The following is a 26683-nucleotide window of genomic DNA, read 5'->3' as shown; positions in this document are numbered from 1 at the left end:
TCCTACTCTTCGATGGCCGAGAGCTGGCCGATGACGTGGCTTGCGAGCGGAGTCAGCGTCGCCATCCCGTCGCGCACCGCGGCACGCGACGATGCGAGGTTGACCACGAGCGTGCTGCCGGAGATACCGACCAGGCCGCGTGAGATGACCGCGTCCACGACCCCCGCTGCCAGCCCGGACGAGCGCAATGCCTCACTGATTCCGGGCAATTCGCGGTCCAGGATGTCCGCGGTGGCGTCGGGGGTGACGTCGCGAGGCGAGACTCCCGTACCGCCGACCGAGATCACCAGATCGACGCCGCCGATCACCGCGGTGTTCAGCGCGTTGCGGATCTCCACCTGGTCGGCAGATACCGCCACCGTGGCGTCGACCAGAAATCCTGCCTCGGTGAGCAGTTCGGTCACAAGGGGGCCGGTCGAGTCGACATCGCCGTGCGCGGTCCGGTCGTCCACTATGACGACGAGCGCGCGTCCGGCCAACGGTGCTTCGAGTTCCATGGTCCCTACCGTAGTGGCCTCCCCCGGGCCCGACGGGACCTGCCGGTGAATCCGTGCCAGCACGGGCCTGCCTCCGGCGCGCATCACTTGCCACCAGTGGTGGGCGCGGTACCCAGCTGGACGTCGACGGTCTTCGAGTTACCCGCCGTGTCCTGGTAGGTGACGGCCACCTGATCGCCCGGGGCGTGGGAACGGATGGCCGCGATCAGCGCATCGCCACTGCTGATCACCCGGTCTTCGACCTTCGTCACGACGGCGCCCTTCGGGATTCCGGCCTTGTCTGCCGGTCCCCCAGCAGTGACGTCCACAACCGCAGCGCCGCCCGTCGACTCCTTCGCCGAGACCTGCACGCCGATGATCGCCTGGGTCGCCTTGCCGGTCTTGACCAGTTCGTCTGCGATCCGCCGCGCCTGGTCGACCGGAATCGCAAACCCGAGTCCGATCGAACCACCCTGACCGCCCGCAGTGGCGATCGCGGTGTTGATCCCGATCAGCTGGCCGTCCATGTCGACGAGCGCACCACCCGAGTTGCCCGGGTTGATCGCGGCGTCGGTCTGGAGCGCATCGATGACCGTGTTCTGGTTACCCATCTCACCGCTGGTCGATACTGGCCGGTCGAGCGCCGAGACGATGCCCGAGGTGACGGTGCCGGCCAGGCCGAGCGGAGAACCGATCGCGACAACCTGCTGGCCCACCTGCACGTTCTCCGAGGAACCCAGCTCGACGGGGGTCAGGTCCGACTTGCCCGACACCTTGATCACCGCGATGTCCGACGTGGGGTCGGTACCCACGAGGGAGGCCGGCGCGGTGGTGCCGTCGGAGAAGGCCACCATCAGCTTCGCGTCCGGTCCTCCGCCGGCGATCACGTGGTTGTTCGTCATGATCAGCCCATCCGAAGACAGCACGACGCCGGAGCCCTCACCCTGACGGGTGCCCGCGACCTGAATCTGCACCACGCTCGGGACGACCTTGGTCGCGACCGCCTGAACCGATCCGGCGGGAGCGTTCGACGCCGGACTGGTGCTGGCCTTCGGGGCATTGAGTGCATTCGACACGGGAGCGTCGCCACCGTTGTTGGACGATGTCGCGATCGCACCCACCGCACCACCGATACCGCCGCTCACCAGCGCCAGCGCGATCGCACCGGCGACCAGCGCGGAACGACCGCTCCGCTTCGGACCCGGTACAGGTGCGCCGGTCGTGGGCAGCGTTCCGGTGGTCCCGACTCCCGGCATCTGCTCGGTGGGCTGGTACGCCGAGTGGTACCCGGGCTGCCCGTAGCCGCCGACCTGCCCCGGCCCACCCTGGTAGCCGGGGTTTTGCGGGTGGTAAGCGGCGCCCGAGCGCCACGGATCCTGCGGCACGGACGGGCCGGTGCCCGGTTGCGGGCTTCCCTGCTGGTGAGCGCCGTGCTGGTGAGCGCCGTGGTTGGGGTCGCCGTGAAGATTACGGTCGTCGGTCATCGCACCGCTTTCGTGTCGTGACCACCTGGGTTGGGCGGTCGCAGTGTCTCTGGAGATCGGTGACCGGGCGACGCCACGGAATTGCTGCCGCCGCGTCGTGTCGATTCACCGAGGGTCCGGCTGTCGTCCGGTCGCTGGTATCAGGTTGCACCGTGTGGCTGAGAGCCCGCTGAGACGCTGCCTTCAGTTTCCCGTGTCCTCGGCGATCGCGGACATGGGGCCGCGGTGACCTCGGTCTTGGCCGCCGATAGCGGGACATGAAACGGTCAGCGAGGGTCGGCCTCGGGCTCTCCCGGCAGGACGATGCGCACGCGAGCACCCCCACGGTCGGACGTCTCCACCGCGATCGTCCCACCGTGCTTGACCACCACCTGTCGCACGATCGCCAGGCCGAGCCCCGACCCCGGCATGGACCGGGACGCGGTGGACCGGTAGAAGCGTTCGAAGACCAGTTCCCGATCCTCCTCAGGGACACCCGGACCGGCGTCGTCGACAGTGAGTTCGAGTAGTCTGTCGCCGATCTGACGCATCGCCACCTGCACCTGCTCGCCGGGCGGACTCCACTTCGCGGCATTGTCGAGCACGTTGAGGACCGCCCGCGAGAGCCCGGCCTGGTCGCCGTACACGAACCATGGCGTGGTCACCGCTTCGAAGTCGATCTCATTGCGCCGGCGGCGGGCTTTCTCGAGCGACCGCTCCACTGTCTCGCTGATGTCGACGAGCTCGAACACCGTCTCGGGCGCATCCTCACGCGCGAGGTCCACCAGGTCACCGACAAGGGTGGACAGTTCCTCGATCTGGGCCACCACATCGACCCGGAGTTCGGCCATGTCCTGGTCCGGAATATGCGGTGCCCCCGGCCGGCTCGACGCGATCAGCAGTTCCATGTTGGTGCGCAGCGAGGTCAACGGAGTGCGCAGTTCGTGCCCGGCATCGGCGACCAGACGGCTCTGCCGCCCCCGAGATTCCGCGAGCGCGCGCAGCATCGTATTGAAGCTGACTGTCAGCCGCGCCAGCTCGTCGTTGCCGGTTACCGGAATGGGTGTGAGGTCATCGGTGCGCGCGACGCGTTCGGCCGCGGCCGTCAACCTCGCGATCGGCCGAAGCCCGGTTCGTCCGACGGTGGTTCCGGCCGCCGCGGCAAGTACGACACCGCACCCGCCGACCACCAACAGAACCCACGCCAGACGATCCAGCACGTCCTCGGTCGGCTCCAGCCGCTGCGCGATCACCAGGGTGCTGCCGTCACGAGTCCGCTCGGCAAGCACTCGATTGCCCTCGACCGTTCGCAACGACACGTCGTTCTGGCCGCGCGCGACCGCGAGTTCGGGCGGACCGATCGGCACCGCAGAACCTGGCGGTATGTACTTGTTCAGATCCGGAAAGATCAGCGCCACACTGATATCGGTGGTGTAGAGCGTGGCACCCGCGATGTACCTCGGATCGAACGTGATGAGGTCGTTGTCGACAATCGCGGAGGCGCGTGACTGCAACTGATGATCGACATCCGCGTAGAGAGCGCGAGAGACCACCGCGTACGCGGCGATCGCCATCACGGCCACCACGATCGCCACGACGGACGCCGCGAGCAGCGTCACGCGCCACCGCAGCGACACCGAGCGGGTCAGGGGCATCGGCGGACGCATCTCGTGTGGCAGCGGCATCGGACCGAGCGGCGTTCCGGGCCCGGCCGGGCGGGCTCCCGTACGACCGAACGGGGCAACCATCACGGCGGGGTCTCCCGCAACACGTAACCGACACCCCGGACCGTGTGGATCAACCGCGTTTCGCCGTCGGCCTCGGTCTTGCGGCGCAGGTAGCCGACGTAGACCTCGAGCGCATTGCCGGATGTCGGAAAGTCGTAACCCCACACCTCCTCGAGGATTCGGCTACGCGAGAGGACACGGCGCGGGTTCGCCATGAGCATTTCGAGGAGCGAGAACTCTGTGCGGGTGAGACTGATCGAGCGTCCGCCGCGGGTCACCTCACGCGTCACCGGATCCAGGCTCAGATCCTCGAACGTCATTGCCTCGGACTCGTCACCGACTGCGGAAGTCGTGCGCCGCAGCAGCGCCCGCAGCCGCGCCAGCAACTCCTCGAGAGCGAACGGCTTGGGCAGGTAGTCGTCGGCCCCCGCGTCGAGCCCGGCCACCCGCTCGGACACCGAATCACGAGCGGTGAGAACGAGAATCGGCAGATCGTCGCCTGTGCTACGCAGACGCCGGCACACCTCGAGCCCGTCGACCCTCGGCATCATCACGTCGAGGACCAGAGCATCCGGCCGCGACGCGGCAACCTTCTCGAGCGCATCGAGTCCGTCGACCGCGAGCTCTACGGTGTACCCGTTGAAACTGAGGGAACGCCGCAGCGACTCCCGCACGGCCCGGTCGTCATCGACCACCAAAATGCGCATGCGGCCATTTTGGCCCCACCGACTGAGATCCCGCTGAGAGGATCCCGTTGACCAGCCCCGGCGTGTCGCGTCACTCCCGCGGCAGCCGCGGCCCCGGAAGGCTCCAATTCCGCCACATCGCGACCAGCCGCACCGTCGAGGCGACGACTGTGCCGATCATCAGCGCAGTGTTGCCGGCCAGGCCCACGGACGATCCGGCCACGACGATCGTCGCGCCGAGCAAGGCCGGGATCGCGTAGAAATCGCGGTGCAGCAGCAGCGGAACCTCGTTGACGAGAACGTCACGCAGAATGCCCCCACCGATCGCGGCGGTCGCCCCGACGAGGGTCGACGCGAGCGGACCCGCGCCGGCGTCCAACGCGATCGCCGCGCCGGTGCTCGCGAACAGACCCATACCCAACGCGTCGAGTACGAGGATCTCGCGGCGCAGCTTCCCGAGCGTCGAGTGCACGAAGAACACGACCACCGACGTCACCGCAGCGGTACCGAACAACGGCCAACTGGTCAGCGACGTCGGAGGGTGGGTGCCGAGCAGCACGTCGCGGACGATGCCGCCACCGATACCGGTGAAGACCCCGACGACGCACACCCCGAATATGTCGAACCGTTTGGTGACCCCGACCAGCGCGCCGGATGCGGCGAACGCCGCGATACCCACAAGCTCGAGAATCTTCAGCAGCACGCGGACAGCGTCGCACGCCCCGGCGCGCCGGGTGTCACAGCCTTCCCGGATCGATCCGGCCGAGCCGGACCGCGCGCACCAGACGTCGGGGGACGCGATGTGTTCGGCCGTCGACGGTCACCGTCACCAGATCCGGGACGGCTGCCTTCCACTGGGACCGCCGACTGCGGGTGTTGGCGCGCGACACGCGCCGCTTGGGTACCGCCATCGTTCAGCCCTCCCCGTGTCCGCGGCTGACCCCAGGGCACGCCGGGTCGGGATCCGCGCACGGGTCTTCGTGGAACTCCCCGAACGGGTCCTCCAACGTGGACCATGCCGACTCGTCTGCCATCTCGCGCTCGGTGAGCAGTGCCCAGTTCAATGCGCGAGTCACCGCGTCCGGATCGGCGTCGTGGACGAGCACCACGAGTGAGGTGTCCCGGTCACCGAACCGCTCGTCCCAGCCCAGCGCGGCGAGCGCGCGCCGTTCGTCGTCGACGTCCGCGAGCTCGTCGTCCGTCATCGCCGCCAGCCATCGGTCCGCACTCGCCACACGCAGCCCCCCGCCGGCGGATTCGAGCCACAGCGCGACATCGGATCGCGTCGCAAGCCACATGCGGCCACGCGCCGTGACAACGCCGTCGAGCAGGACGTCGATCGCCTCGTGCAGCCGTCCGGGGTGAAAGGGCCGTCGGGCAGTGAACTCGACGAGTGACACCCCGTGCTCGGAGTGCAGGGGCGGGCCGCCACGCAGCAGCGGCGCATGCGTACCGAAGATCCGACCGCGTCGGGCATCCGGCGGGATGAGCGGCAGCAACGCACCCGCGTCGGGTGTCCTGGAGATCGGCGCACCGGGCGCAATGCGGGCGAGAACTGCCCGCAGCTGGTGCGACAGCCACGGCTCGCCGGTGTCGTTTTCAACCACGAGCGCATCGGCGAACTCCACCTGCCCGACGGCCACCTGGGCCAGGGTCCGGTCGTCGTCGAGATCCTCGTCTCCGGTGGCGGCAAGCCACCACTCCTCGGCGTCGAGGCAGGTCACGACCGCATCCACCCGGACGTCCCGGATCGCGGGCACGTCGAGTCGGTTGCCCACACCGACCACCGGTACGTGCTCGATCGCCCAGCACACGGCCTCCGGTTCGAGTGCACGGTCGAGCTCGAGCACGATCCGGTCCACAGACCCACGCGCATGGAGGCGGCGCAACAGCGGCAGCAGGTCGTGACGCAGCGTGCACGACACGCACCCGTGCGCCAATTCGAGGATCTCGGTCCGCACCTCCGGGGCCCCGACCGACCCGGTTGTCACGGTCCGGCGGACCACCCCCTCGCCGAGCTGCCCGAGGTCATGGTGGATCACTGCCGTACCCGCCCTCCCGTCACCCAACAGCGAGAGCGCCGTCCGGCGGACCGGACCACTCCAGCCCGCGACGAGAACCAGCGGTGTGCGGCCGTCCGGCACGTCAGCCACAGCCACCCCTTTCGAAAACGGTTGTCATTAACATTTTGTCAGGTTACACTTTCGCCCGCTTGTCGACAACCATTTTCACTAACCGCTCGAGTTCGGTCCCGCGCGGGACCGGAGAGGAAGCCCCCCATGCCCGCTCGCTGTCAGGTGACCGGCCGGACCCCGGGATTCGGCAGGTCCGTGTCCCATTCGCACCGGCGCACCAGCCGCCGCTGGGATCCCAACATCCAGAAGAAGACCTACCTCGTGCCCAGCTTGGGGCGGCGCATCACGCTGAGGCTGACCCCGAAGGGCATTCGCACCATCGACCGGGACGGCATCGAGGCCGTCGTCGCCCGCATGCGGGCCGCGGGAGAGAAGGTCTGACCATGGCAGGCAACGAAGTCCGCCCCGTCATCAAGCTGGTCTCGACCGCGGGGACCGGGTATCGGTATGTCACCCGTAAGAACCGCCGCAACGACCCCGACCGGATGGTGCTGCGGCGCTACGACCCCGTGATCCGTCGGCATGTCGACTTCCGAGAGGAGCGCTGACAGACATGGCCAAGAAATCGAAGATCGCGCGGAACGAGCAGCGCAGAGCCGTCGTCGCGCGGTACGCAACGCTGCGCTCCGAACTGAAGGAGACCATCCGTCGACCATCCAGCTCACCCGAGGAACGCACCGAAGCCCAGTACCGGCTTCGACAGCTTCCGCGGGATGCGAGTCCGGTAAGATTGCGCAATCGAGACGCTGCGGATGGACGTCCGCGCGGTCACCTGCGGAAGTTCGGCCTTTCCCGCGTGCGGATGCGCGAGATGGCACATCGCGGGGAGCTGCCAGGCGTACACAAGTCGAGCTGGTAAGGAAATGCAATGGCAGTAAAGAGAGCACCGTCGAAGAAGGCGCGCACCGAGCAGGGCCGCCGCCCCAAGAAGAACCCGCTGATCACCGCGGGTGTCGAGACCGTCGACTACAAGGACATCAATCTGCTCCGCACCTTCATCTCCGACCGCGGCAAGATCCGCAGCCGCCGCGTCACGGGCCTCACCCCGCAGCAGCAGCGCCAAGTCGCTGTCGCGGTCAAGAACGCTCGCGAGATGGCCCTGCTGCCCTTCACCAGCCGGTAACAGAACGCAGAACGACGGCAGGGGCCGCGCAGTCGACTGACTGCGCGGCCCCTGCTGCTTTCGGTCCACGCTAGATTCTCCGGGTGTCGATTTCGCTCCGCGCCGCTGCCGTCCTGACCGCCGCCACCCTCGCCGTCGGAGGTGCCGCAGCCTGCTCGTCGAACTCCACGACGGCCACGAACGCCGGCGGTGCCGATTGCATCACCGACTTCGATCCGGGCGTCGATTACTTCACCGACAAGCAGACGGTCGACTATGCCGAGAACTTCGACATCGAGTACCACAACTCGTACCAGGTGGTCACGGTCCGCCAGCCCGGCCAGGCCGAGGAGGCATACGTCCTGACGCTGTGCGGCGCCCCGAAGCCCGAGCTGAGCGGAGCCCTCACAGACGCGCAGCGGGTCGTCACCCCGGTGACCGACCTGTTCGCCGAGTCCACGACTCACCTGCCGAGCCTCGAGGCCCTCGGCGAGCTCGACGCCCTCACCGGCTTTGCGAGTGCCGACTACGTCTACAGCGATGCCGCCCGCACGCGCATCACCGGCGCCGGCGTCACCCAGTTTGCGACCGCCGGGCAGGTGGACGCCGAGGCGGTCGTCGCGGAGGCACCGCAGGCACTGGTCACGGGCGGTTTCACCGATCCCGCGTTCGCAGTGATCGAGCGTGCCGGGATTCCGGTACTCGACAACTACGACTGGCTCGAGGCCGATCCGCTGGGCCGCGCAGAATGGATCAAGTTCTTCGCTGCCCTCACCGGAACCGAGAAACAGGCCACCGAGACATTCCGCGGGATCGTCGCCGACTACAACGAATACTCGACGCTCGCGGCAAGCGCAGCACCGGTCACGATCGTGCCCGGACTGCCCTATCAGGGCGCGTGGTCCGTGCCGCTGGCCAGCTACTCCAACGACCTGTACGCCACCGCCCGCATCACACACCCGTGGATGACCGAACCCGGCACCGGCAGCCTGCAGACCGAGCTCGAGACCGTATTCGCGCGGGCCGGCGACGCCCCACTCGCGATCAGCAACTCCGCGAACAAGACGAAGGCCGACGCGATCGCCGCCGAACCCGCCTCGCCGAATTCGCGGCGTTCCGCGACGGACAGGTGTGGACGTCGTCGAGCCGGATGACCGACGCCGGCGCCCTCGACTTCTACGAGCAGGGCGTGCTGCGCCCGGATCTGGTGCTGGCCGACCTCATCGCGATCGCCCACCCGGACCTGATGCCCGGGCACGAGTTCACCTTCTACCGTCGCCTGCAGTGAATCGCACCGCAGCGGCACTGACCGGACTCGGCGCCCTCGTCGTGGTGGCGGTCGTGCTCGCCGTGTCGGTGGGATCGGTGGCAATCCCGTTCGGCACCACCGCGCGCTACCTGTTCACCGGTGACACCGGAACCGGACGCTGGACGACGCTGATCGAGGACATTCGCCTTCCCCGCGTGGTCACTGCGGCCTGCGCGGGGGCCGCGCTCGCGGTCGCGGGCCTCCTGATGCAGACACTGTTCGCGAACCCGCTGGCCGACCCGTACATCCTCGGCGTCTCGTCCGGCGCGAGCCTCGGAGTCGCGCTCGTGGTCCTCGGCTCGGGGACGGGAGCCGGCGTGTTCGCCGCGGTGGCCGGCACGGGGCGCCTCGGCATCGCTGCCGCCGCGGCCGTCGGCGCGCTGGCGGTCCTGCTGGTGGTGCTCGCGATCTCCCGATGGATCCGGTCCGTGGTGACCCTGCTGATCGTCGGCATCATGGTCGGCTCGGTCACCAGCGCTGTCGTCTCCCTCCTGGTCGCGTTCTCCCAGCCAGCGCAGATGCAGCAGTTCATCCTGTGGGGACTGGGGTCCTACTCCGGTGCTTCCTGGTCGGATCTGCGGGTGCTCGTGCCCGCGGTGCTCGTAGGCGTCGTGCTCGCCGCAACGCTCGTGCGGGCTCTCAACGCGATGCTGCTCGGCGAGGATTACGCCGATTCGATGGGAGTCCACCTGCTGCGCACCCGCACCGTCGCCATCACGTCGGCGGCACTGCTCGCCGGTGCGGTGACCGCCTTCTGCGGTCCGATTGCGTTCCTCGGAATCGCCGTCCCCCACCTGGCGCGGCTCGTGCTCGGCACGTCGGACCACCGGGTGCTGCTGCCGGGCGCGATCCTCATGGGTGCAGCGGTGTCACTGCTGTGCTCGGTGGTCGCGCAGCTCCCGGGGCGCGACGGCGTGCTGCCACTGAACGTGGTGACCGCACTGGTCGGCGCGCCGGTGGTGATCCTGGTGCTGATGCGATCGCGTCGGGCACGGGCAGGAGGCGTCGCATGACGCTCGTGCTCGACGATGTCACCGTCGGTTACCCCGGCCGACCCCCGCGACGCATCCTCACCGGACTCCGTCTCACTGCCCACTCCGGGCATGTCACGGCGCTGCTCGGACCGAACGGCGCCGGAAAATCGACACTGCTGCGCTCGGTCGCGGGTCTACAGCGGGTCCTCGGTGGGGCCGTGCGGCTCGACGGCGCCGACGTCAGCGCACTGCCGCCGGCGCAGCGCGCCCGCAGGATCGCGGTGGTTCTCACCGACCGCGTCGACGCCGGACTGCTCACCGGCAGTGAGGTCGCCGCGCTCGGCCGCCTCCCGCACCAGGGGTTCGCCTCCCGGCTCAGTGCCGCCGAACGGACGCTGATCGCCGACAGCCTCGACCGCATGGGTGCCGCACGACTTGCCGATGTCCGGCTGCACCAGATGTCCGACGGTCAGCGGCAGCGGGTCCTGATCGCACGAGCTCTCGTGCAGCAACCGGCCCTACTGGTGCTGGACGAGCCGAGCGCATTTCTCGACATTGCCGCCCGCGTCGAACTGCTGGCACTGCTCGAGGAGATCGCGACCGACTCCGGCATCACGGTGCTGATCTCGACCCACGACGTCGAACTGGTCCTGCGTACCGCCCGGCACGTGTGGCTCGCGGCCGGCGACGGCACCGTCGTCGACGGCACCCCGTCGGAGCTCGTGCAATCCGGCGCGATCCGCGCCGCCTTCGATTCGCGCCGGGTCCACTTCGACCCCGCGGACGGCATCTTCCGCCTCGCCTCCAACCCCTGAAACGGGAGTTCTCAGCATGCTTCGGGCCGGGTGGGAGGTGAACGCCCGTTCGAGGTTGGGGATAGACTTCTGTCGATTTCTCGGTTCGGTTCTGGAGGTGCCCGCGACGTGTCGGGTGTGGTCGCGGGTTTCACGGTGATCTTCGTCGTCATCGCGATCGGGTTCTTCCTCGGTCGCAGCGGCACGCTCGGCGATCACGGGCAGTTCGTGCTCAGCCGACTGGTGTTCTTCGTCGCGACGCCCGCGCTCCTCTTCGACACCCTCGCCAATTCCGATCTGTCCGTGGTGTTCTCCCCCACCCTCGCGGTCGCTTCGGCCACGGCCTTCGCGGTGGCCGCCCTCTACCTGTTGATCGCCCGGCTGTGGCTGCGACGCCCGCTCCCGGAGCTGACGATCGGCGCGCTGGCTTCGTCGTATGTGAACTCAGCGAACCTGGGCATCCCCATCGCGGTCTTCGTACTCGGCGACCCGTCGTTCATTGCCCCGCTGCTGCTGTTCCAGATCATGGTCTTCTCGCCGATCGCGCTCACCGTCCTCGACATCAGCACGATGCACAAGGGCAGTTCCCGGCTCGAGACGATCACCGCGCCGTTCAAGAACCCGATCGTGCTGGCCGGTGCGGCCGGCCTGGCGGTCGCGGTGTCGAACTGGACTCCGCCCGAGGCACTGATGCAGCCCTTCCGCCTGATCGGCGGTGCCTCGGTGCCGGGTGCGCTGCTGGCATTCGGGCTGTCGCTGTACGGCGTGCGAGTACTCGAGAAGGGCGCGAGCCCGCGCCGAGACGTCGCGCTCGCGTCGGCGCTCAAGATCCTCGTCCAGCCGGTGCTGGCCTATCTGATGGCGCGCTATCTGCTCGACCTCGACGGGCACGAACTCTTTGCGATCGTTGTCGTCTCGACGCTGCCCACCGCGCAGAACGTGTTCGTCTACGCCAGCCGCTACCAGCGTGGCATGGTGCTGGCCCGCGACGCCGCGTTCGTCACGACGCTGGCGTCGATCCCCGCGATCGGGATCGTGGCCGCGCTGCTGGCCTGAGCCGACCGACTCACAGGACGCCCAGTTCGGTGGCGCGCACCGCCAGCCGGACCCGGGACCGCGTCCCGGTCTTGGCGAAGATGTTCTCCAAATGTGTGGCCACCGTCCGCCTGCCGACCATCAGCTCGGCCGCGATGTCGGCGTTGCTCAGCCCCTGTGCCACGAGGACGACGATCTCGTGCTCACGGGGACTGAGCCGAAACGCGGCCCGATCGTTGTGGTCGGCGACGAGACGCCGACACTGCCCCGCCAGAAGCTCGATGCGCGACCGCGTCAAGGAGTCCAGCACGCCTCGGTCGAAGCTCACGTGCAGGACGCCGGTCACGACCCCCTTCTCGACACCGAGCGCGACCGACGAACCCTCCCGGAAGCCGGAGGGCCGCAGCACATCCTCCGCCGTTCTCGACTGCTCGAAACCGGGCACGTCCTCCCAGCACACCGGCCTTCCGGAAGCCACTCGGACGTACTCGAAGACCCGGGCATCAGCAACGAAGCCGTGAGCCAGATACTCCGCGACGTCCTCCCGGTACCCACCGTTGGCCAGGACCTGGTGGACGCGGTCACCTCGTGGCCGGTACGTGATCGCCGCCGCCGCGTAGTCCAACTCGCCGGCCCACCGGGCCAGCAGACCGTGTGCGAACGTCACTGGGGACCTGGTCCACATCAGGTCCCGGTCCCCAGTCACGTCACCACTGTCGGCCATGCGCCGAATGTACCAATTCTGTGAGCTACATCACCGGGCGCCGATCGGCCCACGGTCGTGCCTGCTCGAGATTCGCCGCGACCTTCAGAACGAGTGCATCCCGGCGGTGACGTGCCGCGATCTGCAGGCCCACCGGTCGACCGTCCGCGGTGAACCCGGCCGGCACCGTGATCGCCGGGTTGTTGAGCATGTTGTACGGGTAAGTCAGCAGCCAGTCGAGCAACTGCTCGCGCAGCGGCTTGCCCAGCAACCAGTCGGGCGCGAACTGCGTGAGCGGGAAGGTGGCGGATGCCAGCGTCGGAGAGATGAGGACGTCGTAGTCGTTCATGAACTCGGTCCAGGTGTCCCACATCCGGCCACGGAAGGCGTCGGCGCGCCCGTAGTCCACACCGGTGAGCCGCCGTCCTTCGTGGATCAGCTCGATCAGGTTGTCATCGACCTCACCGTGCAGCGAATCCCAGTCGAGCATGTCGTGCTCGCCCGCGAAGCCCGGCACCCAGACGCCGTGCCACATCGCCTCGGACGGATTGCCCCATGCCGGGGTGGCCTCAGTGATCTTGGCGCCCATCTCCTCGAAGCATGCGACGGCCTCGGCACACACGGCCGCGACGTCGGGTTCGACGTACCCCAGGCCCAGATTCGGCGACCACGCCACTCGCAGCCCGTCGATACTCCCCCGCGCCGCCTCGACGTACGACTCCTCGACGCGCTCGATACTCAGCGGATCCGAATTATCCGGTCCAGCAAGGATATCCAGCATCAGCGCATTGTCCGCGACGGTCCGGGTGATCGGCCCGTGGTACGCCCAGTTGTTGTAGCGCCCGGGCAAGATCGCCTGCGGGATCACACCGGTCGTCGGCTTGAGTCCGACGACTCCACACATTGCGGCCGGAATCCGTACCGAACCCGCGCCGTCACTACCCTCGGCGAGTGGGCCGAGGCCCGCAGCCACCGCGGCGGCAGCACCACCACTGGAACCGCCGGCGGTATGCCCCGGCTTCCACGGGTTGTGCGTCGGCCCGAACAGATGATTGTCGGTTCCGCCGTAGTAGCCGGTCTCCGGGGTGTTCGTCTTGCCCAAGTAGAGACCGCCTGCCTCACGCAGCCGCGTGACGATCACCGCATCCCGCTCGGCCGTGTTGTCTCGCATGGGCTTGAGCCCGAACGTGGTCGGGAGTCCGCGGACGTCGGTGAGGTCCTTGATGGTGAAGGGCACGCCGTGGAGCGGACCGAGCGGTTCACCACTGCCCTGTGCGCGCGTCAACTCCTCAGCGTCGCGACGCACCTGCGCGGCGTCGAAGTGCACGATCGCGTTGACCGAGGGATTGACCTCCTCGACCCGGCGGATCATCTCCTCTGCGATCTCGTTGGGCGACAACTCCTTCGAGGCGACCTGCGCGGCCATCTCGGTTGCCGGCATCCAACCCAGATCCGATGCGTTCATGGGAACCACCCTTCACGGTGACGTATTTCGAGGACGAACGCCACGCTATGACCGCCGTCACACCTACACCATCGGTCGGATGACCGATGGCGTCATCGAGCAACCATTGGCAGAGAAGTGAATACTTGCCTCCACCATCTCGACACCACACCGCTGCGAACCATTACCGACCGCTGGCCGGCGCCTGCCCCGGACCACGAAAGAGAGGAAGAGGCACCATGCGGATCCACCTGACGAGCGTGCACGTCGACGATCAGAACAAGGCGCTCGCGTTCTACACCGACATTCTGGGCTTCACGAAGAAGCACGAGATCCCACTCGGCGAGCACCGGTGGCTCACCGTCGTCTCCCCCGAGGACCCCGACGGCACCGAGTTGGTCCTCGAACCCGACGCACATCCCGCCGCCCAGGCCTACATGAAGGCGCTTGTCTCGGACGGAATCCCGATCACGTCCTTCGCCGTCGACGACGTGCAGGCCGAGTACGAACGATTGCAGAGTCTCGGCGTGGTGTTCACGCAGGCCCCGTTGACGATGGGCGCCGTCACCACCGCGGTGTTCGACGACACCTGCGGCAACCTGATCCAGATCGCCAGTCAATGAACCCGAGTCGACAAACCCGCTGATTCACGCGGGGGCGGGCGGCTTCTTCTCGCGAACACTCGCGAGGGCCGTGTACAGGAGGCCCGCCGCCGAGAGGACTAGCAAGCCTCCGGCCACGCGTCCGAACACCGAGTCCTGCGTGACCACCATTGCGGCACCCCCGATCCCGATGACCAGCGCGATCGCCCCGGACACGAGCCTCTGACGCGGCGTGTCCGTCGGCATCGACGGCTTTCCCTGGCGGCCGCGCCACCAGTCGAGGGCCATCATCGCCAGCAGGAACTGCCAGAACAGCATCATCCAGTCGCCCTGGACGATCCCCGTGACCACGAGGAACAGCCACGACAGGCCCGCGATCACGATCGCGGCCCGGATGAGGATCCTCCGCAGTGGCATCGGACCATCCTGACGGAGACCGGCTTGGATGTACATCACCGGCGCGGGCGACGCATCCGCATGTAGTCGCTGACGACCGCGGCACCGAGCCCATCGAGGTCGGGCGCCACCACCCGGCCGCCGACGCGCTGGGCCATCCGGTCCACGACTCGGGCCAGTCCCGGGTCGTCCCCGAGCCGGAAGATGGTGACCTGGGCACCAAGCCGGGAGAGGGTGTCGAGTTCGCGCACCGTCAATCCCAGGGTCCGCGCGCTCGGCGGATAGTCGAAGAAGGCCTGCCCGTCGGCCTCGAGGTGCGCGGTCGGCTCACCGTCGGTGACGATCAGCACGACCGGCTGCGAGTTGGGGTGCCGGCGTAGGTGCCGAGCGGCGAGCAGCAGCGCATGATGCAGGTTGGTGCCCTGGTCCCAAGCCCCGTCGAGGCCTGCCAGCTCGGCGGCGGTGAGCACCTGCGCGTGGCGTCCGAATCCGATCAGCTGCAACGCATCACCGCGGAATCGGGTGGTCACCAGGTGATTGAGGGCGAGGGCGGTGCGCTTCATCGGCACCCATCGCCCGTCCATCACCATGGAGAACGACGTGTCGACCAGCAGCGCGACGGCGGCCCGGGCACGCTGTTCGGTCTCGGCGACCTCGACGTCGGTGACCGCCATCTGCACCGGCAAGGCGCCGGGATTACGCAACACCGCGTTCGTCATCGTGCGGGTGACGTCCCACGGTTCGGTATCGCCGAACTCCCACGGCCTCGACGCCCCCGTCGGCTCCCCCATCGCACCCGCGCGCCGGGTCTCCCGCTGGCCGCCCCTGCTCGAGAGACGCTGCGCGACATCACGGAGCGCCGTCCGGCCCAACTGCCGCATCGCCTTCGGAGACAGCCGCCACCGGCCGTCGGCGCCGCGGTCGAAGAAGCCCTGCTGCTGCAACGCCCGCTCGAGGTCGGCGAGCGTCCGCGCATCCGCGACGGCCTCGGCGCCGAGCTGCCGGGCGAGCGCCTCGGTGTCGATGTCGTCGAGCCCGGCACCCGGATACTGCTGCGACAGTTGCTCGGAGAGCTGTTCCAGTTCCGCGACATCGGCCAGGGCGGAGGTCCCTTCGCCGAGCCCCATGCCCTCATCACCGCCGAAGCGGGCGCTGCCGTTCCAATCCTCACCGGGCCGGGCCGACTGCAGGTGCGCATCGAGCCGGTCCAGCTGATCCATCAGCGACGGATCACCGAAGGCCTGCTGCGCCAACGCATCCAGCTCCGCCCGCTGATCGGGGCTGAGCGAGTTACGTAGCCGCTGCGCCGCGGCAGCCCGGGCCGCCAGCGAGTCGAGCAGTTCCTCGGTGGTACGGGGGTTCTCCGGGAAGAACTCGCCGTGTTTGTCCATGAACTGTCGGAACTGCGCGGTGGTGTCCTCGCCGCGGGCATGACTGTCCAACAATGCATTCAGATCCTCGAGCATGCCCCGGATCCGCTGCCGATCCTCGTCGGTCGCACCCTCGAGGGTCTGCTTCATCCCCGCGAACCGTTGATCGAGCAGCTCGCGACCCAGCAGGTCTCGGATCTTCTCGTAGTCCTCGCGGGCCTGGCTGCTGCGCCAGTCGTAGTCGGCGAGATCCGCAACGGCCTGCGCCGTTGATGGCGGCAGCTCCTCGATGCGCATCTCCGCGAACCGGGCGTCGTCGTCTAGCGCCCGGGCCAGTTCCTTACGCTCGGCGAGCACCGCGCGGTCGAGCAGCTCGCGCACCTCGTCGAGGGTGCCACCTAGATTGTTACGCGAGAGCAGCTCGCGGCGTCGCCGATTGGCCTGCGCCGCAAGGTCGTCGAGCCCGCGACGCTCTCCGAAACCGCGCCGCAGCAACTCGCGCAGCGCCTGCCGCGGCGATACTCCCTCGAGCACGTCGTCGCCGATCGCGGCCAACGCATCGCGCAGGTCCACCGGCGGTGCCAGCGGATCACCGCCCTCGTACGGCCCGTACCGGGCGCCGCGAGACATCATGCCGCCCTCACGAGTACACCGACTGCCCGTCCTCGTCGGGGTTCTTCGAGATCCGTCGCGCCAGGTACAGCCCCTCCAGGGCGAGTTCGACGGCCGAGGCCCGTTCACCGTCCGATTCGGCACCGAGCCGGACGGCCACCTCGTCGAGCACATCGAGCTCGGGCAACTCGCCGAGCAGTGTCTTCGCGGTGACGCGCTCGCCGGTGACGACCGGTTGCCCCTGTTCCACCGCCGCGACCAGCGGTGCAAGGTCGATGCCGCCGAGCCTCGTCCGCGCGGTATCCGCCGTCGCCCGGCGCAACAGATGTTCGAGCACCTCGAGTTCGCGTCCCTCTTCACCGGATTCGAACTCGATCTTTCCGCGCAGCACCTCCACGATGGTGCCGAGGTCTATCGGCCGGGCCACCGGATCCGCCTCCCCCAGCACCGCACTGCGGTGGACCGCGGCCGCGCTGACCGTCTCCGCGCCGGCGACGGCGAATCGGGCCGACACCCCGGACCGCTGGTCCACCGACGTCGACTCCCGTAGCAGCCGGGTGAACCGGGCCAACACCTCGAGCAGGTGGTGTGGCACCGTGGCCTGCAGGTGCGCCTCCTGCTCGATCACGGCGATCTCGTCCTCGAGCAGCGCTGGATAGTGCGTGCGGATCTCGGCGCCGAACCGGTCCTTGAGCGGGGTGATGATGCGGCCGCGGTTGGTGTAGTCCTCGGGGTTGGCGCTGGCCACCAGCAATACGTCGAGCGGCAGTCGCAGGGTGTAGCCGCGGACCTGGATGTCGCGTTCCTCCATCACGTTCAGCAACGACACCTGGATCCGCTCGGCCAGATCGGGCAGCTCGTTGATCGCGACGATCCCGCGATGTGCGCGGGGCACCAGGCCGAAGTGGATGGTCTCCGGGTCACCGAGGCTGCGGCCCTCCGCGACCTTGACCGGGTCCACATCGCCCACCAGGTCCGCCACCGAGGTGTCCGGTGTCGCGAGCTTCTCCGCGTAGCGCTCGCTGCGATGCCGCCAGTCGACGGGCAGCGCGTCGCCCAACTCTGCGGCCCGCCGCACCGACAACGGGGTGATCGGCTCGTAAGGGTGCTCACCGAGCTCGGATTCGGCGATCACCGGCGCCCACTCGTCGAGCAGCAGGTGCAATGTCCGCAGCAGCCGCGTCTTGCCCTGACCGCGCTCACCGAGCAGCACCACGTCGTGCCCCGCGATGAGTGCCCGCTCGAGCTGCGGCAGTACCGTCTCACCGAACCCGACGATCCCCGGCCACGGGTAGACGCCGTCGCGGAGTGCCGAGAGCAGATTCCCGCGCAACTCCTCCTTGACCGAACGCTGGATGTGCCCGGAAGCGCGAAGCTCGCCGACGGTCCGTGGCAGCTGCGGGGGCAGTGTGGCAGTCACCACTCCAAGCTACGAGTGTTCGGGGGATTCGGCACCTGGACGGCCCATACCGTCGGGTGTGACCACTGTGCCCGAATAGACCTCTGACAGACGTCTGTCAGACCTCTGATAGACACTGAACATGGCCGACACCGAGATCACGTTTTCCACCGGCGACATCACCCTGCACGGAAGCCTCCGCATGCCCGGCGGCATCCCCGGCAGCGCGGACTCGGCACCTGCGGTACTACTTCTCGCAGGCAGCGGGCCCACCGACCGCAATGGCGACAGCGCGCTGCTACCGGGCCCGATCGGTACCCTCGAATTCCTCGCCGACGTCCTCGAGCGCAACGGCTTCGCGAGCCTGCGTTACGACAAGCTCGGCAGCGGCTCCACGGGGTTGGGCCCGTACGACATCGAGGACATCGGTGACCTCGGGTTCTCGACATTCGTGGATGCGGCGTCGGCTGGCCTGCGGTTTCTCGCGAGACGGCCCGGTATCGACGCCGACCGCGTGTTCGTGATCGGACACAGCGAGGGCGCCCTGATCGCCCTCACGCTCGCCGACAGCGGTGCGAATGTCGCGGGACTGGGCCTGCTCGAGCCGTTGAGCGTGCGTTTGCTGGACCTGCTCACCACGCAGATCGACGGGCAACTCACCGCGGTCGTCGGCGCCGGACAGCTTCCCGTGCACCTCGCCGACGAGCTGCGTCTCGCGCTCGCGGGCGCCGTCGAGTCCCTACGCACGGACGCGACACTCAGCGATGACCTGCCCGACCCGCTGCGCGCCGCCGGACTGGTGCCGGCAAATGCTCGCGCCCTCGCTGAGGAGGACGCGCTCGACCCACGCGAGCTCGCGGGCCGCCTGCCGATCGGCATGCCCGTGATCACCAGTTGCTCCGCGAAGGACATCCAACTCGACTGCGCCGACGTCGATGCACTCGACGCCGCACTCGCCCACACCTCCTTGACGTCGGTGCGGATGACGACGGCCAATCATGTTCTCAAGGAACTCGGCGACGCGGCCTCCACCGGAGCCGACTACATCGAGCTGCTGCCCTGGTCCACCGAGTTCACGAACGGCTTCGAGGACTGGCTCGCCAGCCTCTGACGGACCCTCCGCGATACGTTCGGCGCAAAACAGAGATGTCGCCACGCGGTAACTGCTGTATCGTCTTCCGTTAACCAGAGGGTACGCACGAGAGAGGTACGGTCACGATGCGCGTCACGAAGACAGCAATGCATGCAATCAAAGCATTCGACAAGCACGTATTTTTCGCCGTACCGGCATGGCACAGCCACGCATCCTTCGAACGGTGGCCCTGAGAATGAGATTTCCTTAACCGGATCATTTTTCGGGCACCCGAAGGCGCATCGCCTCGGGTGCCCTTCTTTTTCTACCTCGGGACAGCTTGTACCGATACACAGTTCAGGAGAACCATCATGAAGCTTCGACTCGGCGCACTGAGCGCCCCGACCCAGAAACTCCCCGGCGACCTCACCGGGCACGCGATCACCATCGACCTCAGCCACATCGGCGTCGGCCAGGACGCTGCCGCGGCCGCTCTGATCAGTGAGCTGCTCGCGCGCGGCGCGGCCCGTCTCGTCATTTCGGGCACCGACGACGCCAAGGCCCGCGCACTGGTCGAGTCCGCCAAGCACAACGCTCCCCCGTCGGGAATCGCGGCCTGACAAAGGCTCGCGAACCCGACGAGGGAGCGCAGTAGAACGGTGGATCAGTGCGCGAAGTGGCGCGCACCGGTCAGGTAGAGGGTGACGCCGGCCTCGCGGGCGGCCTCGATGACCTCGTTGTCGCGGACCGAGCCACCCGGCTGGACGACTGCGCGGACGCCAGCGTCGAGCAGGACCTGCAGTCCGTCGGGGAACGGGAAGAACGCGTCGGACGCGGCCACCGAACCCTTGGCGCGGTCACCGGCCCGCTGCACCGCGAGGTGCGCCGAATCGACGCGGTTGACCTGGCCCATGCCGACGCCCACCGAGGCGCCGTCGTTCGCGAGCAGAATCGCGTTGGACTTCACGGCACGGCATGCCCGCCAGGCGAACCCGAGATCCGCAAGGGTCTTCGCGTCCGCGGCCTCACCGACGACCAGCGTCCAGTTGGCCGGGTTGTCACCCTCGGCGTCGAGGACGTCACGCTCCTGCAGCAGCATGCCACCGGAAATCGGCCGCAGCTCGATGCCGGTCTCGGTGGGAGCGGCGGCCTCGAGGACGCGCACGTTCTTCTTGCGGGCCAGGACCTCGACGGCGCCGGCCGCATAGGACGGCGCGATGACGACCTCGGTGAAGATGTCCGCGACCTGCTCGGCCATCTCGACGGTGACCTCACGATTGGCGGCGATGACGCCACCGAACGCACTCACCGGATCGCAGGCGTGCGCCTTGCGGTGCGCCTCGGCAATGTCTGCGCCTACCGCGATGCCGCACGGGTTGGCGTGCTTGATGATCGCGACCGCCGGCTCGGCATGGTCGAACGCGGCGCGCCATGCGGCATCACCGTCGGTGTAGTTGTTGTACGACATCTCCTTGCCGTGCAACTGCTTCGCCTGCGCGAGGCCCGCCGGACCAGCCGGGCTGTCGTACAGTGCCGCCGCCTGGTGCGGGTTCTCGCCGTAGCGCAGCACCGCGGAACGCTCCCACGTCGCACCGACCCACTCGGGAAACTGCGACAGTTCAGAATCCCCCGTCGCTTCGCTCGCCTGTTCAGAATCCCCCGTCGCTTCGCTCGCAACCGACTCGACCAGCGTCGACGTCATCCAGGACGCGACCGCGACATCGTAGGACGCGGTGTGCTGGAACGCCTGCGCCGCCAGCGCGGTGCGCTCGGCGAGCGTGAAGCCGCCGGCCGCGACCGCGGCCAGGACGTCGTCGTACTTCTCGGGGTTCACGACCACCGCCACCGACGGGTGGTTCTTCGCGGCGGCCCGGACCATCGATGGTCCGCCGATATCGATCTGCTCGACGCACTCGTCCGGGGTGGCACCCGAGGCGACGGTCTGGGTGAAGGGGTACAGGTTGACGACCACCAGCTGGAACGCCTCGATACCCAGTTCCTCGAGCTGCGCAAGGTGCTCGGCCTTGCGGGTGTCGGCGAGGACGCCGGCGTGCACGCGGGGGTGCAGCGTCTTGACCCGGCCCTCGAGGCACTCGGGGAAGCCCGTCAACGCCTCGACCGGCGTCACCGGAATACCGGCGTCCGCGATCGTGGCGGCGGTGGAGCCGGTGGAGACCAGCTCGACACCGGCCTGGTGCAGGCCGGTGGCCAGTTCGACCAGGCCGGTCTTGTCGTAGACGCTGACCAGTGCTCGGCGCACTGCCTTGCGTTCACTCACTTGGGATCACGGCCTTTCGTCCGTCGGAAACAACACCTCGGAGGGCGACTTCGGCCACGACCACGGCCAGCAGTCGACGCTCAACAGTCTTGATGCGCTCGTGCAGCGCCGACTCGTCGTCGTCGGCATGCACCACCACGGGCTCTTGCGCCAGGATCGGACCGGTGTCCACACCACCGTCGACCAGGTGCACGGTCGACCCGGTGACCTTGACGCCGTATGCGAGGGCGTCGGAGACCGCGTGCGCACCGGGGAACGAGGGCAGCAACGCGGGATGCGTGTTGATGATCCGGCCGCCGAAGCGATCGAGGAACGCGGGGCCGAGGATCTTCATGAACCCGGCGCTGACGATCAGGTCCGGCTGGTGCGCGCCGACGGCCTCGGTGAGCGCGACATCCCACGCACCGCGGTCGGCGTGATCGCGCAGCACAACCCGGAAGTGCTCGATACCGGCGGCGTCGGCGTGCGCCGTCGCGCCGCATTCGCGGTCGACGCCGACCGCGACGATGCTCGCGGGGTAACCGTCGACGCGGGTGGCGGCGATGAGTGCCTCCAGCAGGCTGCCTGTCCCCGATGCGAGTACGACGATCCGAGCGGGCACCGTGGGCCGCAGCTGGTCACGCGTGGCAGTCAGCGCACTACTCCTGGTTTTCGAGACGGTCCGGCCGGATCACGGGCCGGGTTAGAGCCTAGTCTCTGGGAGTCACCGGGCTGTCCGGCAGGTCGCCTTCCCGTGCTTCCGGAGCCTCCGCGCCGTCCGCAGCCTCCGCAACCGGTGTCAGGTCCTCCTCGATCACCGCCACGACTTCGGCGTCGACGATCGTGTCGGCCTCGTGTTCCGTGCCTTCCTTGCCTTCCTTGCCTTCCCTGCCTTCCGTGTCGTTCTCGACGACCTCGGTGGCTTCGGTGGCCTCTACGGTGCCGTCAGCTGTCGGGGACTCGCCTGCGACCTCGCCTTCCGGGAGCGCTGTCGCCTCGCCGGACTCGTCCCCGGACCGGTAACGAAGAACCGGCGCCGCGACAGCATCGACGACCTCGATCGGAGTGATCGCACCGCTGTCGGCCACTTCCTCCGCGGATGCCTCACCGACGTCCGCGCTGTCGGACCGGACGCCGCCCCGCAAGGTGAGGAGCAGCGCGACGGCCACGCCGGGCAGTGCCAGCCAACCGAAGGTGACCAGGCCGAACGCCCACCACTCGACACCGACAAAGCCGAAGGCGCCCACCTCGCCGCCGCCCGCGTATCCGACTGCCGCGGCCGCGACGCCGACGCTCGCAGCCGCAATCAGCACGGCGTACGAGGTTTCCACGGGTGGCAGCCGCAGTCGGCCACAGTCACGCCCCAACAAGGCACCGACGATCACCGGCACCGCCAGCAGGATCGGCCACCCGGATCCCGCCAGCTCGGTCGGGATGCCGCCCAGCACCGGCATGGGCGGCACCGCTCCGGGCAGGATGTCGAACAGACTCAGCGAAGAACCACCGACATGAACCGTGCCACCGGTCAGCACCGCGGCGGCACCGACCGCGACATTCGGCAGGTACAGCACCGACAGGACGGTCAGCCCCAGCATTCCCATCACACCGCCGCCCTCGTCGATCAGCGCCCCGACCTCGGACCACGACAGCACCAGCGACGCGACGGTAGCGAGGCCACCCGCGGCCAGGAGCAGCCCCGACGCACGAACCGCGGAACGGACGGCCATCGGGAGCCAGTCGGGCAGGCCGAGCCGCTCACATTCGGCCCTGCCGATCACCGCGGCGATGCCAGCGGATGCCGCAACAAGGTGGATGCCTATCGTCCAACCCGATGCCTCGGGAGCGCTCGGCGGCGAGAGGGCTATGACGGTCGCGGCGTCGGAGACGACGGCGAGCGCGATCAACGTCATCACGAGCGGACCGGCCACGGCCGCACCCACGACCCGAAGTGCCTCGGGCAGCGATGTGCGCGGGGTGACCGCGCGGGCACAGCCACGTCCCACGGCCCACATCAGGATCGCGGTCGGCAGCAATGGCAGGATCGCCAGCGGCGCACCGGTGATGGTCAACGAAACCTGGTGCAGCGCCAGCCAGCTCGCAGCGATGGCACCGAAAGTTCCGGTGAGGTCGCTGTTCGAGGCGACCAGAGTGACAATAACGACAGCGGAGAACAGCACCACAGCCATGGCCGCGGGGCGCACCGCAACCGTGAGCAGCTCACGTGTCTGGTCTCGGGTCGGGCCGGAACGGGAGGAGGTGTCGCCGCGGGCGCCGCGACTCAGCAGAGAACTCATCGATTCGAGGGTCGCACCTACACCCGGCGGCACCACTCAGGCGCGCCGAGTCGTGGTGTACGTCCGGCGCAGCTACTTCTCGTCCTCGCTCTCCGCCTGCGGATTCTGGGGCTGAGCCCCGAACGCCTGGGTGGGAGCATTGGTCGGGTCAGCGGGACGCTCGGCGGACGGCCCCTGCGGCTCGGACGGCCGTGATTGGGACGGCGACGACTGCTGGGACGGCGACTGCTGCGCAGGCGACTGGTACGCCGAGTGCTGGCCGGCCTGGAACTGCCCGTAGCCCTGCGCCTGCTGTTGCCCCTGCTGGGGCGCGTAACCGGGTTGGGACGCCCCGCTCTGCTGGCCGTAACCCTGCGGAGCGCCATAGCCCTGCGACTGGCCGTAACCCTGTGGCTGGTGGTAACCCTGTGGCTGGTTGTAGCCCTGCGGAGCGCCATAACCCTGCGCCGGCCCGTAGCCCTGCGACTGGCCGTAGCCCTGCGCCGGCCCGTAACCCTGCGGCCCGCCGTATGCCTGCGGATGTCCATACGCAGTGTGCGGCTGGCTCGGGGCCGGGCGCATTGCCGGCGCCTTCACCAGGCCCGCACCGAACAGGACCCCCGATATGGCCGCCGCAGCCTGGAGGAAGCCGAGGACCAGGATCGCGATGCCACCAGCGGCGAGGCTCGCACCGCTACCGATGTTGAGCATCAGTGCGAATGCAACGAGGAAGCCGACCAGGGATGCCGCGGCCGCGGGACCCGTGTACGACTGCCCGGGCAGCAACGCCAGCCCGGACAGCAGCCCGCCCAGAAGCAGGAGCGAGATCGGGACGACACCCAGGGAGGAGAACGCATTGGACGAGGCGACCACGCTGATCCCGAATCCGCTCGAGGAGTTCTTCAGGTATGGAGCGAACCCGAGTAGAAAATTCGCGACGCCGAGCGCGAGGACCGCGATTCCGAGATAGAACGGCAGTGCCTTCGTGTCCCCCTCGGCCGACGCCTGCGATGACGGGTCGTAGTCGGACCCTCCGCCGGTGAAAGTCATGTCTGCTCCTAGTCGACGAATCCAAACCCCATGAACGCTACCCCCCTACGCTGCGCATCTCATCGGTAAAGGTGTCCACGACCCGGTCACGACGCAGGCACATCCGAACGCCGGACTTGCGCACGGGAAGATGAACCATGCCCTTCACGCTGCCCGCCGGAGCCGACGCCGTCGCCGAGACCGAGGTGAAGCACTCTCGTTTCATCGCCGTGCTGCGCCGAGTCGACGACCCCGCTGCGGCCCAGGGATTCCTCGACGAGCAGCGCCGGCAGTATCCCGACGCACGGCACCACTGCTCCGCCTACATCATCGGCAACAACGCGAGCGACCGCGTCGAAAGGTCCCATGACGACGGCGAACCGGGCGGCACCGCGGGCGTGCCGATGCTGCAGGTGCTGCGCACCCGGGAGCTGGTCGATGTCGCAGTGGTCGTGACCCGCTACTTCGGGGGCATCAAACTCGGCGCCGGCGGACTGGTCCGCGCCTACTCGGGAGCGGTCGTCGCCGCCGTCGACGCCGCCACGCTCCTGACCCGCGACCGACGGGAGTTGTTCACGCTCGCAATAGATCACGGCTCGGCGGGACGCGTGGAGGCGGACCTACGCAGCCGCGGGGTGACGGTCATCGAGACCGTGTACGGGCTGCGGGCGGTCCTCACCCTCGCCGCCCAGGACGCGTCCGAGCTGACTGCCGTCGTCGCCGCCGTCACGTCCGGAACGGGCGATCTCGAACCGGCCGGGGAGATGTGGGTCGATCTTTGATCCGAGCCGGGCCGGGCCGGGGCTATCCCGCGCGCACGGGAAAGCCCGGGCACCTTCACGGTCCCCGAAAGGAACGGAAGGTACCCGGGCTCGAAGTATCCGACTGTCGGGCGCCCAGCGCCCGACGGATCAGAGGCTCTTGAGGATCTCGCGCGCGAGGGCAGCGGTCTCGGACGGCGTCTTGCCGACCTTGACGCCAGCCGCCTCGAGGGCATCCTTCTTGGCCTGCGCGGTGCCCGACGAACCGGAGACGATGGCGCCGGCGTGGCCCATGGTCTTGCCCTCGGGAGCTGTGAAGCCCGCCACATAGCCGACGACCGGCTTCGAAACGTTGGCCTTGATGTAGTCGGCGGCACGCTCCTCGGCGTCGCCACCGATCTCACCGATCATCACGATCAGCTTGGTCTCGGGATCCTTCTCGAACGCCTCGATGGCGTCGATGTGGGTGGTGCCGATGACCGGGTCGCCGCCGATGCCGATGGCGGTCGAGAAGCCGTACTCGCGCAGCTCGAACATCATCTGGTAGGTCAGGGTGCCGGACTTGGAGACCAGGCCGACCGGGCCCTTGCCGGCGATGTTGGCCGGGGTGATGCCGACCAGCGCCTCACCCGGGGTGATGATGCCGGGGCAGTTGGGGCCGATGATGCGGGTCTTGTTGCCCTTGTCGACGTTGTAGGCCCACGCGTAAGCGGAGTCCTGCACCGGGATGCCCTCGGTGATGACCACGAGCAGCGGGATCTCCGCGTCGATGGCCTCGACGATGGCGTCCTTCGAGAAGGCCGGGGGAACGAACGCGATGGAGACGTCCGCGCCGGTCTCCTTCATGGCCTCGGCGACGGTCGCGAAGACCGGCAGCTCGACGGCATTGCCGTCCTTGTCGGTGTGCGAGACGGTGGTGCCGGCCTTGCGGGCGTTGACGCCACCGACAACCTGGGTGCCCGCCTTGAGCATCAGGGCGGTGTGCTTGGTGCCCTCGCCGCCGGTGATGCCCTGGACGATGACCTTGGAGTCCTTGGTCAGGAAGATAGCCATTGTTGTGTGTG

General features: G+C 68.3%; 30 protein-coding genes. 13 read left to right on the top strand and 17 right to left on the bottom strand.

Translation table 11 applies throughout. The annotated features are described in order from the left end of the window. Positions 1 to 2 precede the first annotated feature (2 nt). The 7 genes from ERC79_RS17640 to ERC79_RS17610 all read right to left on the bottom strand — a co-directional run bounded on the left by ERC79_RS17640 (position 3) and on the right by ERC79_RS17610 (position 6505). Complete coding sequence (locus tag ERC79_RS17640) at positions 3 to 497, bottom strand: molybdenum cofactor biosynthesis protein B (RefSeq protein WP_242676621.1); 495 nt, start codon at positions 495 to 497, stop codon at positions 3 to 5. A gap of 83 nt (positions 498 to 580) precedes the next feature. After that, positions 581 to 1960, bottom strand: a complete 1380-nt coding sequence (locus tag ERC79_RS17635) for a trypsin-like peptidase domain-containing protein (protein WP_207390358.1) — start codon at positions 1958 to 1960, stop codon at positions 581 to 583. 266 nt (positions 1961 to 2226) lie between these two features. Next, complete coding sequence (locus tag ERC79_RS17630) at positions 2227 to 3624, bottom strand: HAMP domain-containing sensor histidine kinase (RefSeq protein WP_131581280.1); 1398 nt, start codon at positions 3622 to 3624, stop codon at positions 2227 to 2229. Positions 3625 to 3686: 62 nt separating this feature from the next. After that, a complete protein-coding gene (locus ERC79_RS17625; protein WP_131579716.1) occupies positions 3687 to 4373 on the bottom strand; it encodes a response regulator transcription factor in 687 nt (228 codons plus the stop codon). Between the two features lie 70 nt (positions 4374 to 4443). Then, positions 4444 to 5055, bottom strand: a complete 612-nt coding sequence (locus ERC79_RS17620) for a trimeric intracellular cation channel family protein (RefSeq protein ID WP_131579715.1) — start codon at positions 5053 to 5055, stop codon at positions 4444 to 4446. A gap of 34 nt (positions 5056 to 5089) precedes the next feature. Beyond that, positions 5090 to 5263, bottom strand: coding sequence for a 50S ribosomal protein L32 (gene rpmF, locus ERC79_RS17615; RefSeq protein WP_131579714.1), 174 nt, complete (start codon positions 5261 to 5263; stop codon positions 5090 to 5092). Between the two features lie 3 nt (positions 5264 to 5266). After that, positions 5267 to 6505 (bottom strand): GTP-binding protein, encoded by a 1239-nt coding sequence (locus ERC79_RS17610; RefSeq protein WP_131579713.1) that lies wholly within the window; start codon positions 6503 to 6505, stop codon positions 5267 to 5269. Between the two features lie 126 nt (positions 6506 to 6631). On the opposite strand from ERC79_RS17610, the gene rpmB reads away from it, so the two are divergent. The 9 genes from rpmB to ERC79_RS17570 all read left to right on the top strand — a co-directional run bounded on the left by rpmB (position 6632) and on the right by ERC79_RS17570 (position 11722). Next, complete coding sequence (rpmB, locus tag ERC79_RS17605; protein WP_131579712.1) at positions 6632 to 6868, top strand: 50S ribosomal protein L28; 237 nt, start codon at positions 6632 to 6634, stop codon at positions 6866 to 6868. 2 nt (positions 6869 to 6870) lie between these two features. Beyond that, on the top strand, positions 6871 to 7035 hold the full coding sequence (gene rpmG / locus ERC79_RS17600; protein WP_114718202.1) for a 50S ribosomal protein L33: 165 nt from the start codon (positions 6871 to 6873) through the stop codon (positions 7033 to 7035). A 5-nt stretch (positions 7036 to 7040) separates the two neighbouring features. Then, the gene (gene rpsN / locus ERC79_RS17595; RefSeq protein WP_131579711.1) at positions 7041 to 7346 is read left to right on the top strand and encodes a 30S ribosomal protein S14; all 306 of its coding nucleotides are present in this window, start codon (positions 7041 to 7043) and stop codon (positions 7344 to 7346) included. Positions 7347 to 7355: 9 nt separating this feature from the next. Beyond that, positions 7356 to 7610 (top strand): 30S ribosomal protein S18, encoded by a 255-nt coding sequence (rpsR, locus tag ERC79_RS17590; protein WP_131579710.1) that lies wholly within the window; start codon positions 7356 to 7358, stop codon positions 7608 to 7610. An 83-nt stretch (positions 7611 to 7693) separates the two neighbouring features. Then, on the top strand, positions 7694 to 8743 hold the full coding sequence (locus ERC79_RS17585) for an ABC transporter substrate-binding protein (protein WP_242676620.1): 1050 nt from the start codon (positions 7694 to 7696) through the stop codon (positions 8741 to 8743). Continuing rightward, positions 8740 to 8877, top strand: coding sequence for a hypothetical protein (locus ERC79_RS23610; RefSeq protein WP_242676619.1), 138 nt, complete (start codon positions 8740 to 8742; stop codon positions 8875 to 8877). The genes ERC79_RS17585 and ERC79_RS23610 overlap by 4 nt, the downstream gene beginning before the upstream one ends. Then, positions 8874 to 9911 (top strand): iron ABC transporter permease, encoded by a 1038-nt coding sequence (locus tag ERC79_RS17580; RefSeq protein WP_131579709.1) that lies wholly within the window; start codon positions 8874 to 8876, stop codon positions 9909 to 9911. Before ERC79_RS23610 ends, ERC79_RS17580 begins: the two co-directional genes overlap by 4 nt. After that, entirely contained in the window at positions 9908 to 10687 is a 780-nt protein-coding gene (locus ERC79_RS17575) for an ABC transporter ATP-binding protein (protein ID WP_131579708.1), read from the top strand. The genes ERC79_RS17580 and ERC79_RS17575 overlap by 4 nt, the downstream gene beginning before the upstream one ends. Before the next feature lie 108 nt (positions 10688 to 10795). Continuing rightward, the gene (locus ERC79_RS17570; protein WP_131579707.1) at positions 10796 to 11722 is read left to right on the top strand and encodes an AEC family transporter; all 927 of its coding nucleotides are present in this window, start codon (positions 10796 to 10798) and stop codon (positions 11720 to 11722) included. A gap of 10 nt (positions 11723 to 11732) precedes the next feature. Here the strand turns inward: ERC79_RS17570 and ERC79_RS17565 are convergent, their stop codons facing one another. Beyond that, positions 11733 to 12425, bottom strand: coding sequence for a helix-turn-helix transcriptional regulator (locus ERC79_RS17565; RefSeq protein WP_242676618.1), 693 nt, complete (start codon positions 12423 to 12425; stop codon positions 11733 to 11735). 25 nt (positions 12426 to 12450) lie between these two features. Then, positions 12451 to 13869, bottom strand: coding sequence for an amidase family protein (locus tag ERC79_RS17560; protein ID WP_131579706.1), 1419 nt, complete (start codon positions 13867 to 13869; stop codon positions 12451 to 12453). 218 nt (positions 13870 to 14087) lie between these two features. Here ERC79_RS17560 and ERC79_RS17555 point away from each other — a divergent pair, with 218 nt between their 5' ends. After that, the gene (locus tag ERC79_RS17555) at positions 14088 to 14471 is read left to right on the top strand and encodes a VOC family protein (RefSeq protein WP_131579705.1); all 384 of its coding nucleotides are present in this window, start codon (positions 14088 to 14090) and stop codon (positions 14469 to 14471) included. A gap of 24 nt (positions 14472 to 14495) precedes the next feature. Here the strand turns inward: ERC79_RS17555 and ERC79_RS17550 are convergent, their stop codons facing one another. From ERC79_RS17550 to ERC79_RS17540, 3 genes are read right to left on the bottom strand one after another with little or no spacing between them, the layout of a single operon-like run. Then, entirely contained in the window at positions 14496 to 14867 is a 372-nt protein-coding gene (locus tag ERC79_RS17550; RefSeq protein WP_131579704.1) for a hypothetical protein, read from the bottom strand. A 35-nt stretch (positions 14868 to 14902) separates the two neighbouring features. Next, a complete protein-coding gene (locus ERC79_RS17545) occupies positions 14903 to 16846 on the bottom strand; it encodes a VWA domain-containing protein (RefSeq protein ID WP_131581276.1) in 1944 nt (647 codons plus the stop codon). Positions 16847 to 16856: 10 nt separating this feature from the next. Then, positions 16857 to 18248 carry a sigma 54-interacting transcriptional regulator gene (locus tag ERC79_RS17540; protein ID WP_207390357.1) on the bottom strand — a complete coding sequence of 464 codons (1392 nt, stop codon included), beginning with the start codon at positions 18246 to 18248 and terminating at the stop codon, positions 16857 to 16859. Between the two features lie 121 nt (positions 18249 to 18369). On the opposite strand from ERC79_RS17540, the gene ERC79_RS17535 reads away from it, so the two are divergent. Then, a complete protein-coding gene (locus ERC79_RS17535) occupies positions 18370 to 19338 on the top strand; it encodes an alpha/beta fold hydrolase (protein ID WP_131579703.1) in 969 nt (322 codons plus the stop codon). A 332-nt stretch (positions 19339 to 19670) separates the two neighbouring features. Next, positions 19671 to 19919, top strand: coding sequence for a hypothetical protein (locus ERC79_RS17530; RefSeq protein WP_131579702.1), 249 nt, complete (start codon positions 19671 to 19673; stop codon positions 19917 to 19919). A 44-nt stretch (positions 19920 to 19963) separates the two neighbouring features. On the opposite strand, the gene purH is transcribed toward ERC79_RS17530, so the two are convergent. From purH to ERC79_RS23765, 4 genes are all read right to left on the bottom strand, one after another. Next, a complete protein-coding gene (gene purH, locus ERC79_RS17525; RefSeq protein WP_131579701.1) occupies positions 19964 to 21577 on the bottom strand; it encodes a bifunctional phosphoribosylaminoimidazolecarboxamide formyltransferase/IMP cyclohydrolase in 1614 nt (537 codons plus the stop codon). Then, entirely contained in the window at positions 21570 to 22178 is a 609-nt protein-coding gene (purN, locus tag ERC79_RS17520; RefSeq protein ID WP_131579700.1) for a phosphoribosylglycinamide formyltransferase, read from the bottom strand. Before purN ends, purH begins: the two co-directional genes overlap by 8 nt. An 88-nt stretch (positions 22179 to 22266) precedes the next feature. Further along, positions 22267 to 23850 (bottom strand): DUF6350 family protein, encoded by a 1584-nt coding sequence (locus tag ERC79_RS17515; RefSeq protein ID WP_131579699.1) that lies wholly within the window; start codon positions 23848 to 23850, stop codon positions 22267 to 22269. A 72-nt stretch (positions 23851 to 23922) separates the two neighbouring features. After that, positions 23923 to 24879: a DUF5336 domain-containing protein gene (locus ERC79_RS23765; protein ID WP_131579698.1), complete on the bottom strand. Its 957-nt coding sequence runs from the start codon at positions 24877 to 24879 to the stop codon at positions 23923 to 23925. A gap of 137 nt (positions 24880 to 25016) precedes the next feature. Here ERC79_RS23765 and ERC79_RS17505 point away from each other — a divergent pair, with 137 nt between their 5' ends. Next, positions 25017 to 25640 carry a YigZ family protein gene (locus tag ERC79_RS17505; protein WP_131579697.1) on the top strand — a complete coding sequence of 208 codons (624 nt, stop codon included), beginning with the start codon at positions 25017 to 25019 and terminating at the stop codon, positions 25638 to 25640. 129 nt (positions 25641 to 25769) lie between these two features. Here ERC79_RS17505 and sucD read toward each other — a convergent pair whose 3' ends face one another. Further along, on the bottom strand, positions 25770 to 26672 hold the full coding sequence (gene sucD / locus ERC79_RS17500; RefSeq protein WP_131579696.1) for a succinate--CoA ligase subunit alpha: 903 nt from the start codon (positions 26670 to 26672) through the stop codon (positions 25770 to 25772). Between the last annotated feature and the right edge of the window lie 11 nt (positions 26673 to 26683).

It is taken from the genome of Rhodococcus sp. ABRD24 (assembly GCF_004328705.1).
Lineage (GTDB): Bacteria > Actinomycetota > Actinomycetes > Mycobacteriales > Mycobacteriaceae > Prescottella.
Note: the sequence above shows the minus strand (reverse complement) of the source record. Positions and strands in the feature narration are given on the sequence as shown.

Coding starts and splice junctions, on each gene's coding strand:
- ERC79_RS17640 (WP_242676621.1), bottom strand. CDS start 497: ATGGAACTCGAAGCACCGTTGGCCGGACGCGCGCTCGTCGTCATAGTG.
- ERC79_RS17635 (WP_207390358.1), bottom strand. CDS start 1,960: ATGACCGACGACCGTAATCTTCACGGCGACCCCAACCACGGCGCTCAC.
- ERC79_RS17630 (WP_131581280.1), bottom strand. CDS start 3,624: ATGCCGCTGCCACACGAGATGCGTCCGCCGATGCCCCTGACCCGCTCG.
- ERC79_RS17625 (WP_131579716.1), bottom strand. CDS start 4,373: ATGCGCATTTTGGTGGTCGATGACGACCGGGCCGTGCGGGAGTCGCTG.
- rpmF (WP_131579714.1), bottom strand. CDS start 5,263: ATGGCGGTACCCAAGCGGCGCGTGTCGCGCGCCAACACCCGCAGTCGG.
- rpmB (WP_131579712.1), top strand. CDS start 6,632: ATGCCCGCTCGCTGTCAGGTGACCGGCCGGACCCCGGGATTCGGCAGG.
- rpmG (WP_114718202.1), top strand. CDS start 6,871: ATGGCAGGCAACGAAGTCCGCCCCGTCATCAAGCTGGTCTCGACCGCG.
- rpsN (WP_131579711.1), top strand. CDS start 7,041: ATGGCCAAGAAATCGAAGATCGCGCGGAACGAGCAGCGCAGAGCCGTC.
- rpsR (WP_131579710.1), top strand. CDS start 7,356: ATGGCAGTAAAGAGAGCACCGTCGAAGAAGGCGCGCACCGAGCAGGGC.
- ERC79_RS23610 (WP_242676619.1), top strand. CDS start 8,740: ATGACCGACGCCGGCGCCCTCGACTTCTACGAGCAGGGCGTGCTGCGC.
- ERC79_RS17575 (WP_131579708.1), top strand. CDS start 9,908: ATGACGCTCGTGCTCGACGATGTCACCGTCGGTTACCCCGGCCGACCC.
- ERC79_RS17565 (WP_242676618.1), bottom strand. CDS start 12,425: ATGGCCGACAGTGGTGACGTGACTGGGGACCGGGACCTGATGTGGACC.
- ERC79_RS17560 (WP_131579706.1), bottom strand. CDS start 13,869: ATGAACGCATCGGATCTGGGTTGGATGCCGGCAACCGAGATGGCCGCG.
- ERC79_RS17555 (WP_131579705.1), top strand. CDS start 14,088: ATGCGGATCCACCTGACGAGCGTGCACGTCGACGATCAGAACAAGGCG.
- ERC79_RS17550 (WP_131579704.1), bottom strand. CDS start 14,867: ATGCCACTGCGGAGGATCCTCATCCGGGCCGCGATCGTGATCGCGGGC.
- ERC79_RS17545 (WP_131581276.1), bottom strand. CDS start 16,846: ATGTCTCGCGGCGCCCGGTACGGGCCGTACGAGGGCGGTGATCCGCTG.
- ERC79_RS17535 (WP_131579703.1), top strand. CDS start 18,370: ATGGCCGACACCGAGATCACGTTTTCCACCGGCGACATCACCCTGCAC.
- ERC79_RS17530 (WP_131579702.1), top strand. CDS start 19,671: ATGAAGCTTCGACTCGGCGCACTGAGCGCCCCGACCCAGAAACTCCCC.
- ERC79_RS17515 (WP_131579699.1), bottom strand. CDS start 23,850: ATGAGTTCTCTGCTGAGTCGCGGCGCCCGCGGCGACACCTCCTCCCGT.
- ERC79_RS23765 (WP_131579698.1), bottom strand. CDS start 24,879: ATGACTTTCACCGGCGGAGGGTCCGACTACGACCCGTCATCGCAGGCG.
- ERC79_RS17505 (WP_131579697.1), top strand. CDS start 25,017: ATGCCCTTCACGCTGCCCGCCGGAGCCGACGCCGTCGCCGAGACCGAG.
- sucD (WP_131579696.1), bottom strand. CDS start 26,672: ATGGCTATCTTCCTGACCAAGGACTCCAAGGTCATCGTCCAGGGCATC.